This is a genomic window from Pseudoalteromonas sp. AOP31-A2-14 (genome assembly GCF_052378035.1).
Classification (GTDB): domain Bacteria; phylum Pseudomonadota; class Gammaproteobacteria; order Enterobacterales; family Alteromonadaceae; genus Pseudoalteromonas.
Window position 1 is genome coordinate 132,010 of sequence record NZ_JBQSXI010000001.1, and the last position, 13,397, is coordinate 145,406.

Genomic DNA, 13,397 nt, shown 5'->3' on the forward strand with positions numbered 1-13,397 from the left:
TAGTTTAGCGCAGCACTGGGTTAGAAACTAGAAGTGCTGGCTTTATGTTTAACAAATACTCTTAATACGACAATGCAGCTAAGTTACAGTAATAATTTAACGCTAAGTATTTTTACTGCGCTCCTCGCAATCACTGCTATCGCAGGTATTTAAGTCGCTCTGAGCTTGTTTATCTTGTTGTAGAACTTGTTTTAAATCTTCCATGCGTTGGCGAACCGCTACGCCGTAGCTGGCATCGTCTCCCCATAATGCAGCAAGCTGCAGTACTGCAGCACGGTCGTGGTCTCTAAACAGCTTACCTGCTCGCTCTGCATCTTGCTTAGTGTTGCCTAGTAACTCGAGTGTTTCTACGGCAAGGTTAATAGCTGAGTCGACTGTTTCGCGGTTAAACGCATCTACTTTTAAATTAAGTAATTGATACGCATGGCGGCGATCGATTGCGCGAGCAACAATTTTAAGCTGCGGATAGTTTTTATGTGCAAGTTTAATTATCTCAATGGTTTTATCGGGATTATCAATTGCAATTACCAGCATTTGCGCGGTGTCTGCGCCTGCGGCTTCAAGGAGTTCTTGGCGTGCGGCATCGCCATAAAATACGTTTTTGCCAAAACGGCGTAGTAACTCTATTTGACTAGGGCTGTGATCAAGTACGGTAATTTCGTACCCTTGCGCGTGCAGTAAACGGCCTATAATTTGACCAAAACGGCCGTAGCCCGCAATAATTACGTGCTTAGCGGTGCTAATTTTTTCTGGATTATCAAACTCAGGCATAGCACTGCTGCTGCGTTTTTGTATTTGTTCATAAACCATAAGTAGTAACGGCGCTATTAACATTGATACCGCCACAACTAAGGTAACAAGGCTGGTTTGCTCGGGCGTTAAAATACTGAGCGTAGTGGTTACGCTTAACAGTACAAAGGCAAACTCACCGCCTTGGGCCAGCGCTAGGGCAAATAGTAACTGCTGTCTTCGGTTAATTTTAAAGGTAACAGCAAGGGTAAATAAAATGCAGGCTTTAACTACAATGAGTAAAACCACTAAGCCTATAACGGTAATAAATTCGTTAAATAGCAGTTCAAAGTTAATTGATGCGCCAACAGTTATAAAAAACAATCCTAATAGTAAGCCTTTAAAGGGTTCTATGTCGGCTTCTAATTCGTGTCTAAACTCGCTTTCGGCAAGTACAACGCCGGCTAAAAAAGTACCCAGTGCAGGTGATAACCCAATACTTTGCATAACTAGCGCAATAGCGACCACTAAAAACAGTGCAAAAATAGTAAATATTTCGCGCATGTGCGTTTGGGCGATGTATCTAAATAACGGCGCCGATACATATTTTCCGCTGGCAATAATAGCGGCAATAACCGCAACCGATATACATACTTGTTGCCATACAGACCAGCTTGCAATAATTGAATCGCTGATTTCTTTTGAGCTGGTTTGCGGGGCAAATGCGAGCAGTGGCAGTAGGGCTAAAATAGGAATAATTGCGATGTCTTGAAACAATAATACTGAAAACGCGTTTTGTCCGGCTTCTTGCTTTAGCCAGCCTTTTTCTTCAAGGCTTTGCAGTACAATAGCGGTAGAGGAGAGCGCCAGCATTAAACCAATAGCGAGTGCGGTTTGCCAATGCATGGCAAAAACCCAATAACAAAATGCAAAAATAGCTGCGGCGGTCAGTACCACCTGCAAGCCGCCAAGCCCTAAAATAGAGTGGCGTAATGTCCATAAACGCGAAGGTTGTAGTTCAAGGCCGACTAAAAACAGCATCATTACTACGCCAAATTCGGCGAAGTGCATTACATCAGTTTGATCGCCCACAATACCCAGCGTATAAGGGCCAATGAGTATTCCGGCAATTAAATAACCTAACACTGAGCCAAGTCCGATTCGTTTTGCAATAGGAACAGCGACGATGGCTGCTGCTAAGTAAATTAAAGCAATTTCTAACACGCATTTATCCTAGGTCTATTTATGCTCAAGGTATTTGAGCATAAATAGAATGACTTAGGTTTTTATAAATTCTTGAATTCAAGTATTAAGTGCAATCATTATGCAGCCACCAGAACTTCTGATTGCCCCGTAAATAATTCATGAGGGGTTTTATACCCTCTTGTTTTTCTTGGCCGATGGTTGAGCTTATCAACTGCCGCCTGTATCTCTGCTTCACTTAGCGCCATAAAGTCAGTTCCCTTGGGGAAGAAGCGTCTAAGTAAGCCGTTGGTATTCTCATTTATGCCCCGCTCCCATGATGAATAGGGATGAGCGAAATACACATCAGCTTCTAATTTTTGTGCAACATGCTCATGGTGAGCAAACTCTTTTCCATTATCTAACGTCACGGTAATAACCTTACCTTTATATGGTGTCATACACGTGATCAGCGCATCGGCTGTTATTTTCGCATGCTTGCTTTCAATTCTGTGAACGACTGTATATAACGTTTTACGTTCAACCATTGTGACAAGCGCATTTTTACGCCCTTTACCTATCACTGTATCGCCCTCCCAATCACCAATCCTAGACTTTGAATCCACAATACTTGGGCGTTCATCAATGCTGACTCGATTAACTATCTGTCCACGTTTATCATAGCTTCCATAGCGTTTTTTATACTTTTTACATGCACGAGTGAGTGTCTTATGTAGCTTGCCACCACGAGCCTTGTCTCTGTAAATATATTGATAAATTGTTTCATGATGTAAAACGACCTGTTTCTCTAAAGCTAAGCGGCCTGCCACTTGCTCAGGGGAAAGTCCGTCATGCAACAATTTATTAATCCAGTGAGTGACGTCCTCTGTTAACTTACTTGCTTTGAAAGATGACTTACGTCTTTGTTCAGCAAAGTTATTGGCTTGGTTAGGCCGATAGCCTTTAAGTCCTTTATTGCGTTTTAGCTCTCTAGAAATAGATGACGGTGAACGAGTTAGTTCTTCAGCTATCTGCTTTTGGTTATTTCCTGCTTTTATTAACGCGTAAATCTGGTATCTTTCTTCTTGTGTCAGCTGTTTATATTTCATTAAAGCAATTTCCTTTGGCGAGAAAATGGCCGAATTATAACAGCTGGCCATCTAATCTGAGAAATTGCACTTATTATCCGAATTTAGGATTACAATAATTCATGTGGCTTAAAATACGTTATTTTTAGCTCATACTTGTCAGCTACTTTTACTGAACCGCTAATGTTATCGATACTTACATCACCCGAGCCCGACTCAGTAATAGCCAGCCCCTTTGCATGATTAACGCGAATATCTCCCGAGCTGTCTTCAATTGTTACGTTTGAGCCAATATGCTCAATAAGCATGTCGCCAGAGCTGTCATCAACATTAACAGCTCCGTTTATATGGCTTATTACTATATCACCCGAGCCATCTTCAACGTCTAGCGAGCCGCTTACGTTGCTCACGTGCATTTCGCCCGAACCATCTTCAATAGTTGCATTGCCGCTTACGTTGTTTATATGAATACTGCCAGAGCCGTCGGTTAATTCTAAATTACCCACGATGTTTTCAAGGTTTATTTCACCTGAGCCATCGTCAACAGTTAGGCTTTTAGCGCCGCTTATAGTTAAATCACCCGAGCCGTCTTTTACATTCATATTGCTTTGCATAGCACTTATTACAATATCGCCAGAGCCATCATCAATATCTAAATTTAGATTATTTGGCACAGTAACAACTAAATCAATATGTGGAGATTGGCCACTGTAAAAGCTAATGCCATTACGGCTTTTATTTTGGGCAACAAGCTTTGCCTGTTTACCGTCTTGCTCGAGCGTTAGTTCGTATTCGTCTTCAATGTCGGCTGTGTAAATAGTGGCGTTAACACTAATGCTGGTGGCTGTTTGCGAGCCTTTTATTTCAAGGCTACCAGCGCCGCTTAACACATTTAAATACTCAAGATTATTATTTGGTAATGTAAGTTGTTGTGTTTGTTTTACGCTAGCCACACTTGGCGATATGTGAAATACACAGCCGCTTAATAATAAAATACCGCCAATAAGTGACAGTGGTTTTGTAATGCGAGGTACTATTGATGAACTCATGTTTAATCCTTTTATCTTTATTGTTTGAATTTAGTCTGAGCACAATAGAGCAAAAAAGAGACCAGTTATAAGCTGTTGTTTTTGTTTAGGTTGTGTGTTTGTTAAAAACGTAGGTTTACTAATAAGTAGTTAAATACACTAAAAAATAATTAAAAAAGGATGCACATGGCATCCTTTTTTAATTGCTTACGTTAATTAACCTGAGTGTTAAAAGCTGTAAGTAATGTTACCGTACAAGAAACGCCCGTCTAGTCCGTAAGGTGCATACGGGCTGTATGGGAATATTTGGCCAAAATCAGAGTAGCCAATATTATCTACCGTTGCTTGCGGGTACTGATCGAACAGGTTGTTTGCACCTAAAGCAAATTTCCATGTGGTGTCTGGACGGTAGGCCACTTCGAGGTCGGTGATCCATTTAGGATCTAGGTATTCGTCGCCAGCTGCGGTGGTTGAAATATCAGCCACTTCACCGTAGCGTGTTGCGCGAAGGGTTGTTTGCCATTCGTTAAAGTTCCACACTGCTGATAGGTTCCATTTGCTATCTGGTGTGCCTTCTTCAAAACGGCCGACTTCACGGCGTGAAAATACTACGTAGTCTTCGCCTAGAGAGTTAAGCTGTGCTGGGTTGTCGTTTACGTGCGTTACTTCGGTGTCGTTAAAGTTAGCGGCTACGTTTAAACGTAAATCACCTAAGCTGTCTAACTCTAAGTTGTAAGTGGCAACGATATCTACACCTTGTGTACGTGAGTCAATCGCGTTGGTAAAGTAACGTACGCTTTCTGTGTTTAGCTCGCCGGCATTTTGTAGTATTTCTACTACGGCATCGCCTTCTAGATTTTCAGACAATACAATACGGTCATCAATATCAATGCGGTACGCATCAACAGTTAAGCTAAAGCTGCCTTGGGTGTAAATAAAGCCCGCTGTTAGGTTTACCGATTCCTCTGCATCAAGTGGCTCTGCGCCTAGTGCTTGTGCAGCGGCTGAGTCAGTTGGAAATAAACCTACTTCAAACGGTTCGTTGTTTTCAAGCACGGTAGAAATTTGCTGGTATGAGCTTTGTGCAAGCGATGGTGCACGGAAACCTGTGCTAATTGCACCGCGTAGAGATAGGTTTTCGTTTATGCTGTAACGCGAAGCAAGTTTAGAGGTAAACGTATCACCAAAGTCGGTGTAGTCTTCGTAACGACCGGCTAAAACTACGTTCCAATCTTCTGTTAGGTAAGTATCAAACTCTACAAATACCGCTACATTATGGCGGCTTTCGTCGGTTACGCTTTCTGGGCTAAAACCTGCAAGTACTTGCGCGCCACCGGCTGCAATTGGGTTGCCGTTGCTATCAAGCGCTGTAATGTAAGAAGCTTCTTCGCCTTGTTCAATTTTGTAGCTTTCGTGGCGATACTCTGTACCTGCAGTAAAAAATACGTCATCTGGTAAGCCTAAATCTAACGTAGTATTGGCTGTGGCGTTAACTAAAAGCTGATCGTAAACCAGTGCGCCGTTGTCAAACTCGGTTGGGCTGTTTGCACCTAGTGATGTATTAATACTGTTTACAACACCAAAGCCAAAGTCGTTACGGCCATAGTTGGTACTTACATCCCATGTCCAGTCGCCAGTTTCGCCTTTTAGGCCAAGTGCTAATGAGTAATCTTGGACGTTGGTTTCAATTTGCGGTAAAAAGCCGTCTGGGTAAACTTCTAACACGTTGCGGCTGTCTTTTGCACGGCGGTAAAAACCACCTGAATTACCTTCGCGTTTTGAGTAACTACCAAATGAGTAAAGGTTATAGCCGTTATCAAAGTCGTAACCCATGTTATAAAACAGTGCGTAGTCTTCAAGGTCTGCTTTACCAAAGCGGTGATTGTAACGGTCGAAGGTAAATTCGCGTGGGTCTAAGCTGCCATCTTCAAGGCGGTCGTATTGCTCGCGTGGGTCAAAGCCTGAGCGCTGCGTAGAGTCGTTATCGCGGTATTCAATAGATACGTTTACAAAGCCGTTATCTAAAAGCTCAAATCCTGAGTTTGCGCTAATTGTGCGTGTTGCACCGTCGTTTACTTCGCGGTCGGCGCCAGTATTAAATGCAAGGTTACCATTTGCGTCGGCGTAAGTGCTTTCTAGGTTAGGTACACCTGCCATTTGGGTGTCGTATTCGCCGTAGGTTACGCTTACGCTGCCGCCTTCGGTGGCATCTTTAAGTACAATGTTAATTACACCGGCAATTGCATCAGAACCATATTGCGCTGCTGCGCCATCACGTAATACTTCTACACGTTTAATGGCTGATGTTGGGATCATGTTTAAATCAACCGCCGTAGAGCCACGACCAACTGTGCCACCTAAGTTTAATAAGGCGCCTGAGTGGCGGCGCTTACCATTGATAAGCACTAAGGTGTGATCGGGTGCTAAACCACGTAAAACAGCAGGTTTTGCGTGGTCGGTGCCATCTGCAAGTGTTGCACTTGGGTAGTTAAAACTAGGTACTTGGTTTGCAAGTACTTGGCTTATTTCTAGCTGACCGGTGCTTTGCATATCACCGCTGGTAATAATATCTACAGGTACTGAGCTCTCGGCAATACTGCGTAAGCTACGGCGAGTACCTGTTACTGAAATCACTTCAATGTTTTTTTCGGCTTGAACATCTTGCTCTACAGCGAATACAGAAGAATAGGGTGCACTAAGCACAGAAGAAACGGCTAAGCTCAGTGCTACTTTTTTGGCTGATAATGGCTTTAACATGATGTTGATTCCCTTGAGGGCTGCTGACTATTGATTTTAAAAAGGAGCGCATAATATAAAAGGCGCTACCTGTATGCAAAGATAAAAACTGTCTAAGATATGCTAAGTTGTTAACACAGGAGGCCAAGCTTTACGTGTGTTAAAGACGTTTAGATCGCTGCAGTTACATTTTTGTGTCGAATAGTTACGAATTCAAGGTAATTATAATGAAAAGTTATTAATAAGTAAAAAGGCCAAGCGAGTGCTTGGCCTTTGTTTATTTTATAAATTGCGCAAAAAATTATTCAGGCGCTACTTCAAGTGTTGTAAATAAAGCATAACGACCTGCATCGACGCCTTCTTCGTCACTATCAAAATCTGATGATGTTTCGATTAAGTACAACCCCGGTTTTTTCCACGTTGCGGTGAAAAAGCCGTTTTTGTCTGTAGTTACTTTTACTTCGCCACGTACGTTTCGGTAGCGCGTATCGCCTTTTAAAATACTTACTTCGATGCCTGCCTCTGCTGGTTTACCATCTTGTAAAAGCTGAAATTTAGCGGCTTCGCCTGCAAATAAGTCATTTGGATGTGTTGGACCGCTTAACTCCAACCCTTTACCTAGCATCGCTGGTTTTGATGTGCCATTACGGCTAACAAAGGTATCGACAGTTGAAATCATCTTTGTTGTTTTAATTTGAGTTGCATCGCTTGGTAGTTTCGCTTCTGATTTTTTACCAAATACACGTTTACGTTTGCCTTGAGTATTTTTATAAAAGGTCATGTAACGCGGTGTTTGGGTCATAGCAATGTGGTAAGTGCCTTCTTTATTAAGGCTTACTGCAGCTGAGCTTTTACGTTTTAAGTAATATGCACGAATGGTGTCGCTTACAGGCTCGCCATTTGGTGCAAGCGCCATTAATAACGTATCGTCGTACTCTGCGCCTTTTTCCTTTGGTTTAAAGGCTTTGTCTGGTGCAAATATTTGGTTTGAAATACTTGCGTCAATCATTACGTAATGGGCTTTGTCGCCAGATAATGACGTGTGCGAAGGTAACAACCAGCGAGCATGTGCACTTGCAGATGTAGACACAAGCGCTGATAAACTAAGTGCGCCGATTAATGCAGTTTTTAATAAATTAATTTTCATTGTATTTCCTTAAATTCAAATGATTAAGTAGCAGCTACTTAGTGCTTACTGTGACGAAACTTGTCGAAAATTCTTTTTTACCATCAATTGTTAGCTTGCCTGATTTAGTTAAATCAAGCTCAACGCGAGTGTAGTCACGGCCGCCTTCTTCACGAACTACTTCAATATTTAAAAGGTATTTACCCGGTGCTACGGCGTTGTCCTCTAAATCTTTGCCATTCCAATCAATTGTATAAGTACCAGCGCGCTTAGTGGCGCCACTTATGCCGTCAAAGTTAATATCGGTTTTACCCGCTTTACGCCACCATTGGCGTAAGTCTTTAAACCATTCAGCTTCTTCTACCCATAATGCAATTGTCGTTACATGCTTGCGCTTGGGGGTTTCAAGCCAAACAGCCACGTATGGGCGGTGGTAAGGCTGAACATCAAGCTCAGGTAAGGTGAGTTCAACTTCAAGTTCAGCTGCTTCAGCATTTGATTGAAATAAGGCCGCTGTAAATAATACAACAGCGGCAAATAAGGTGTTTAGTTTTAACATTAAGACACTCCTTTTAGTTGCGGAACCCAGCATAAATAAATGACTGCAGGCGTTGCGACCCCAAGCACAGTTAGCCATATTCCTACTAAGCGTTTTTTTCTGTTTTGAAATAAAATGATCATGCCGGTGATGGCAAATAAAATCATTAACGCGGCCGATATATCAATTACCCAACTCCATGCTTCGCCAGTGTGGCGGCCTTTATGCAAGTCGCTGATTAAACTCAATACACCCCCTGTTTGGTATTCAAGATTGAGCTCGCCACTTATAAAATCAACTTCAGCAAATGCAAACCCTGCTGGTAGTGGATAGTCGAGCATCACGAGTGCGTCTTGTTTTTCCCAATCAATACTTTTTGGGTGATTTAAGCCGTACTGATTGGCTAGGTATACTTCAATATCAGTAAATACATTGGCTAAATTATCAGGGGTAAGCTGCGCTTTATTAACTAAATTTGCAGGTAATGGTTGGCTTAGTTGGCCGTTATCTTTATCACCTTTAAGCCAGTCAACATGGTTTAGTACTATGCCACTTACACAAAATAAAATAAGTAGAAACAGTAAAGCGGTTGATAGGTAGATATGCAGTGCGCGACTAAGGCTATAAAAAGCACGTTTATTAAATAATGGCATAAACAAATAGGGTTATATTTTTTGTTTATGGTAATCATTTGTATTAGCTATAGCAACTAAATTCACGTTCCTTTATTTGGGATTGGTAGTAGGTGGAAAAATAGTGTTAGTGGGTAGGGAGCTTTTAATCGTGGGATTTGGTAACCAAGCTAATTGAATAAGTAGTTGCAACTGAGTTTATGTTCCGGTTTAGTTTGGCTTATACAATACAATAGCTAATACAATGCTATGAATAAGTATGGCCATAAATAGGGCGAGTACTTTAGTTTGGCGATGGTTATTCATACCCTTACGAGCTTGATTTACCGTAGTTGGCCGCGATATTAAATAAACCATCACACTAACTTCAATCACTCCAACAATATATAAAACCCACCCGGGAGGACTTGTTAGGGTTAATACTATAAAGCCACCTAGCATGCCGCTAGCTGCGAACAATTTGGCTTTTAAAGGAACTACTTTATATTCATGCCAATAGCGCAAGGATGCGCCATAACGAGGGTGGTTAAGTAGCCAGGCAGCAAGCTTTGGTGATGAGCGCGTAAAGCAGCCCAGTGCTAAAATAAAAAATATGGTGGTGGGCATAATAGGTAAAAAAATGCCAATAATACCCAGGGCTACAAGTACTAAGCCTATAGCTTGATAAACTATATTTTTATAAGTGGCAATTATTGCTTTATAACTCATGGATAGACTTAGGCCTGGTAAAGTTGAAAGCGGGTAAAGGCTTGGCGTGTATCGTAGAGCAGTGCTTATTTACTCATCACGAAGTTCAATACAAGATACTATTAATTGTACTAGATGACGCTTCGCACTACCACGTTCAGTTTTGGGTTCAGTTAAATAGCGTGCACCAACCTCGCCGTATCGACAGGAGTATTCGACTTTATATTTTTAATAAAGTTGAGTTTAAGGTCTTGGTTTAATTTATAAAATTAAATTTACAATCTGTGTGAAATTACTGTTGTAAAAGTAATCTCAAAAAAATAAACACGCCTTAGGCTGGGGAAGGTTTAATGATAGTAGGTAGTACTTGCTAGATAAGGAAAGAGGCAGAGCCCCTTTCCTTATCTAAATAAGTAAGTCGCAGTAGCTAGAAATAATAACCTACGTTAATATTAAAGCGACGTTCGGTTTCGCCACTATCACCAGCAACAGAACCACCCACAAAGGGTTGGTTTTTAGCAAGTACATAATCCACATAAGTGAATAGTCCGCCAGCGGCTATAGAAACACCCGTTACGTTCATCCATGTATCATCGGTGTTATCCGATTTATCATAAATAATGCCGTAGTCGTTATAAAATTGCAGCTTTGTTACTGGACCCCATTCTACTGGCACGCTATAAGCAACGTTGGCGTTGGTCATGGTTGCTTGTGAGGCGATGCTATCGAAAAATGAATAAGCACCAACGGCCATGCGGTTGGTGTTGTCGATATTGTAATCGTACTCACTGTGTTGCAGTTGTAAGTTCCATGCGCCAATCGTGCTATTTAAGTGCATAGCCCAGGCATTGTAATCACCTGCACGGTCTACGCCATCATGTAAGCCACCGGCAAGCGCCGAGAAGCCCACTTCGGTTTTGCCGCCATCATGTTCAAAGTGATAACCGTAACGGCCTGAAAAGGTATTGTATTCACCAATTGGGTTACCGCCTTGAGCGCTTGGGTCGGCATAAATTCCTTCATCGGCGCTTCTAAAGCCAATTACATCATACGAGTAACGATCGCTGCGGTTGTCTACATAGCCATCAACGCCGCCTTGCTCATCATTTTTGAAAAAGCCTAAATCAAGCTGCCAATTGTCGGCAATTTTACGTTTGAATAGCACGCCCATATCATGGTCGTCTTCAAGGCCGATATAATAGCCGGTGCTAAAAAAGTAGTTGTGTGAATTATATGGCCAGTTACCAAACGGCACTTTAGTAATACCCGCTTGTACCTGCCAATCATCAGCAAAGTCGTAAGCTGCATAAGCATATTTAACGGCAGTCATATATTCAAAAAAGCGAATTTCAGCATTGAGCGAAACATCGCCGACATCGCCGGAGAAGTTTAATCGGAAAATATCAAAATCAAAATCGCCACCGCGATCTTGGCTACCTTCTTCATATGAAGTGTTGCTATAATTGGTTCGTATTGCGCCACCAATTTTAATGCCTTGAGGTTTTTTTTCTGGCTCAACAGCAGCCGCTGTTTTTTGCTCTTCAACTTTTTGTTGCTTTGCTATTTGCTGATCAATAGTTTGCTGCTGTTGAGTGGTTTTTTGCTCTGCGGCATCCAGCTTTTGTTGGAGTTGCTGCATTTGCTGTTGTAGTTGATTTAACTGGGTTTTCATGTCATCAATATCTGATGCGTAAGAAAAACTAGAAGTTACGCCCAGCATGACAGAGAAGGCTAACTTTGAAGGTTTAAGCATGAATCATCGCTAAAGTGAATATAGGTACTTACAAGGATAGATTAAATTACCTTTTAACCCAAGTCGCGATATTAAATTAGGGAGGTAAACCATTAAATTTCAATCATTAATGTGAGTTTATTTAGCTATCTGATACTTTTGGGTCGCTTTGCTTTATAAGGGTCCCTACGGCAAGGAATGGCGAAGCATCAATTTTATCGGCATCCATCATTGCAGCAATACGTTGCATTGAAGAAAGTAGTTGGCTTTGCTCCCATTCATCGAGCGCTGTAAATTTATTAATAAAGTGCTCTTGCAGTGGTTGCGGTGCTTTAGCTAGTAGTTCTTTACCGCTTTCGGTTAAATATAAACTAACACGGCGTTTATCTAACTGGCTGCGAACGCGGTTAACTAAATTACGATTTTCAAGTCTATCAAGAATATTAGTGACAGTCGCAGGGCTTAAATTAACATTTAGGGCTACTCGACTGGCGGTTATACCGTCATTTTGAGCTACTTCATGCATAATAAGTAACTGTGGGCCGGTTAATCCTGAGGTTTTATTTAGCTGTTTAGAATGAAGATCTATGGCACGGATAACACGGCGTAAAGCCACTAACAACTCGTCGTATTTTTGCATTTTTAATCTCACTGGTAGGGCGTTTAATAGTCTTGCGACTAGTACAATAAGCAAATGTTACAGATCAAATAAATAGAGTTCAAATAACTTGTGTTTATAAAGAATATAATGGGCACTGTTTACTGCAATAAAATTATTTAGAGTAGAAAGTATTTCACAGATATCAACAAGTTTTTAATTAAATTTTTTAACATTCACTTTGATAGAATAAGGGGGGGGTTGTAGGGCTCAGCATAAAAAGTAACGAAATAATATTTACTAACTGACTGAGTATTGGGTAAGGTGTACTCACTGCTGAGGGCATATTGACCTTTCAAGGTTAATTTTGCGATAGGGCTTAGTGCTCTTAGACTTTTCATTATTATGGGACGTATTATGAAATTATCTCCATCTGTAAGTATTGAGCAAGCTGACTCAGGCTTAGAATATATTAATGTTGCCAGTGAGTTGTGTAGCGCTAAAATTTTCCTGCAAGGAGCTCAGCTCACCGAGTTTACACCTAAAGATAGAAAGCCATTAATTTGGGTTTCCAGCAAGGAAGACTTCCAAGAAGGTAAGAGTGTACGCGGTGGGATTCCTATTTGTTGGCCTTGGTTTGGAGCTAATGCAAAAAACTCTGATTGGCCAACTCATGGTGTAGCACGTATAAGCCTGTGGCGCGCAGATGAAGTAACAGAGCAAGATAACGAAATACGCGTGAGTTTAATCTTACCTATGGCAGAAGTAGATGATACGTACTGGTCACATAAGTCTACATTAAAAGTTGAATTTGTTTTAACTAACAAATTAGAAGTACGTTTAACTACCACCAATTTAAGTAATCAAGTCATTAGCTTTACCCAAGCACTACATACCTACTTTCCAACTCCAGCGATTGAAGAAACACACATAGACGGTTTACAAGGAGCGCAATATATTGAGTTTGGAGAAGGTCCGTTTGAGCAACATGAACTTGTCGGTTTTGTTCGTGAAACAGATATGGTGTATACCCAAGCACCAGATACGCAGCGCATTATAACACCCGATGGTATAATTGAAGTTGGCCGTGAAAACTCCACCTCTTGTGTGCTTTGGAACCCGTGGATCGATAAATCAAAGCGTTTATCAAATTTTGCTGATGACGAATATCAAACCATGCTATGCCTAGAAGCAGCAAACGTAATGGATGATGTGGTACAAATTGCTCCTAATGAAAGTCATACTTTAGCGACCACTATTTCCTGGATTTAAACTTTAAAGGAAACCTAAGAAAGCGTTATCACGTTGGTTTTACAAGGAT

The 13,397-nt window shown here is 41.4% G+C and carries 10 protein-coding genes and 1 pseudogene; 1 reads left to right on the top strand and 10 read right to left on the bottom strand.

Annotation, left to right across the window (positions count from 1 at the left end):
- Positions 1-102: 102 nt before the first annotated feature.
- The 10 genes and pseudogenes from ACT3S9_RS00585 to ACT3S9_RS00630 all read right to left on the bottom strand — a co-directional run bounded on the left by ACT3S9_RS00585 (position 103) and on the right by ACT3S9_RS00630 (position 12,118).
- Entirely contained in the window at positions 103-1,953 is a 1,851-nt protein-coding gene (locus ACT3S9_RS00585; RefSeq protein WP_441834879.1) for a monovalent cation:proton antiporter-2 (CPA2) family protein, read from the bottom strand.
- Positions 1,954-2,051: 98 nt separating this feature from the next.
- Complete coding sequence (locus ACT3S9_RS00590) at positions 2,052-3,020, bottom strand: IS30 family transposase (RefSeq protein WP_086959932.1); 969 nt, start codon at positions 3,018-3,020, stop codon at positions 2,052-2,054.
- Between the two features lie 89 nt (positions 3,021-3,109).
- Entirely contained in the window at positions 3,110-4,048 is a 939-nt protein-coding gene (locus tag ACT3S9_RS00595) for a DUF4097 family beta strand repeat-containing protein (protein WP_441834880.1), read from the bottom strand.
- 207 nt (positions 4,049-4,255) lie between these two features.
- A complete protein-coding gene (locus ACT3S9_RS00600) occupies positions 4,256-6,784 on the bottom strand; it encodes a TonB-dependent receptor plug domain-containing protein (RefSeq protein ID WP_441834881.1) in 2,529 nt (842 codons plus the stop codon).
- Positions 6,785-7,064: 280 nt separating this feature from the next.
- Positions 7,065-7,910: a DUF4198 domain-containing protein gene (locus ACT3S9_RS00605; protein WP_441834882.1), complete on the bottom strand. Its 846-nt coding sequence runs from the start codon at positions 7,908-7,910 to the stop codon at positions 7,065-7,067.
- 34 nt (positions 7,911-7,944) lie between these two features.
- Positions 7,945-8,448, bottom strand: a complete 504-nt coding sequence (locus ACT3S9_RS00610) for a DUF2271 domain-containing protein (RefSeq protein WP_441834883.1) — start codon at positions 8,446-8,448, stop codon at positions 7,945-7,947.
- Positions 8,448-9,080, bottom strand: coding sequence for a PepSY-associated TM helix domain-containing protein (locus ACT3S9_RS00615; protein WP_441834884.1), 633 nt, complete (start codon positions 9,078-9,080; stop codon positions 8,448-8,450). The genes ACT3S9_RS00610 and ACT3S9_RS00615 overlap by 1 nt, the downstream gene beginning before the upstream one ends.
- Positions 9,081-9,389: 309 nt before the next feature.
- Positions 9,390-9,767 (bottom strand): annotated as a pseudogene (locus ACT3S9_RS00620) (YbaN family protein); the annotation flags it as partial.
- Positions 9,768-10,173: 406 nt separating this feature from the next.
- Positions 10,174-11,499 (bottom strand): porin, encoded by a 1,326-nt coding sequence (locus ACT3S9_RS00625; protein WP_444750640.1) that lies wholly within the window; start codon positions 11,497-11,499, stop codon positions 10,174-10,176.
- Positions 11,500-11,620: 121 nt separating this feature from the next.
- Positions 11,621-12,118 carry a MarR family winged helix-turn-helix transcriptional regulator gene (locus ACT3S9_RS00630; protein WP_441834886.1) on the bottom strand — a complete coding sequence of 166 codons (498 nt, stop codon included), beginning with the start codon at positions 12,116-12,118 and terminating at the stop codon, positions 11,621-11,623.
- A 375-nt stretch (positions 12,119-12,493) separates the two neighbouring features.
- Between ACT3S9_RS00630 and ACT3S9_RS00635 the strand changes: the two genes are divergently transcribed.
- Positions 12,494-13,348 (top strand): D-hexose-6-phosphate mutarotase, encoded by an 855-nt coding sequence (locus tag ACT3S9_RS00635; protein ID WP_444750641.1) that lies wholly within the window; start codon positions 12,494-12,496, stop codon positions 13,346-13,348.
- The last annotated feature ends 49 nt before the right edge of the window (positions 13,349-13,397 follow it).

Excerpts from the sequence above, each read along its gene's own strand:
- ACT3S9_RS00605 (WP_441834882.1), bottom strand. The coding sequence starts at position 7,910 with ATGAAAATTAATTTATTAAAAACTGCATTAATCGGCGCACTTAGTTTA.
- ACT3S9_RS00615 (WP_441834884.1), bottom strand. The coding sequence starts at position 9,080 with ATGCCATTATTTAATAAACGTGCTTTTTATAGCCTTAGTCGCGCACTG.
- ACT3S9_RS00590 (WP_086959932.1), bottom strand. The coding sequence starts at position 3,020 with ATGAAATATAAACAGCTGACACAAGAAGAAAGATACCAGATTTACGCG.
- ACT3S9_RS00630 (WP_441834886.1), bottom strand. The coding sequence starts at position 12,118 with ATGCAAAAATACGACGAGTTGTTAGTGGCTTTACGCCGTGTTATCCGT.
- ACT3S9_RS00610 (WP_441834883.1), bottom strand. The coding sequence starts at position 8,448 with ATGTTAAAACTAAACACCTTATTTGCCGCTGTTGTATTATTTACAGCG.
- ACT3S9_RS00635 (WP_444750641.1), top strand. The coding sequence starts at position 12,494 with ATGAAATTATCTCCATCTGTAAGTATTGAGCAAGCTGACTCAGGCTTA.
- ACT3S9_RS00625 (WP_444750640.1), bottom strand. The coding sequence starts at position 11,499 with ATGCTTAAACCTTCAAAGTTAGCCTTCTCTGTCATGCTGGGCGTAACT.
- ACT3S9_RS00600 (WP_441834881.1), bottom strand. The coding sequence starts at position 6,784 with ATGTTAAAGCCATTATCAGCCAAAAAAGTAGCACTGAGCTTAGCCGTT.
- ACT3S9_RS00595 (WP_441834880.1), bottom strand. The coding sequence starts at position 4,048 with ATGAGTTCATCAATAGTACCTCGCATTACAAAACCACTGTCACTTATT.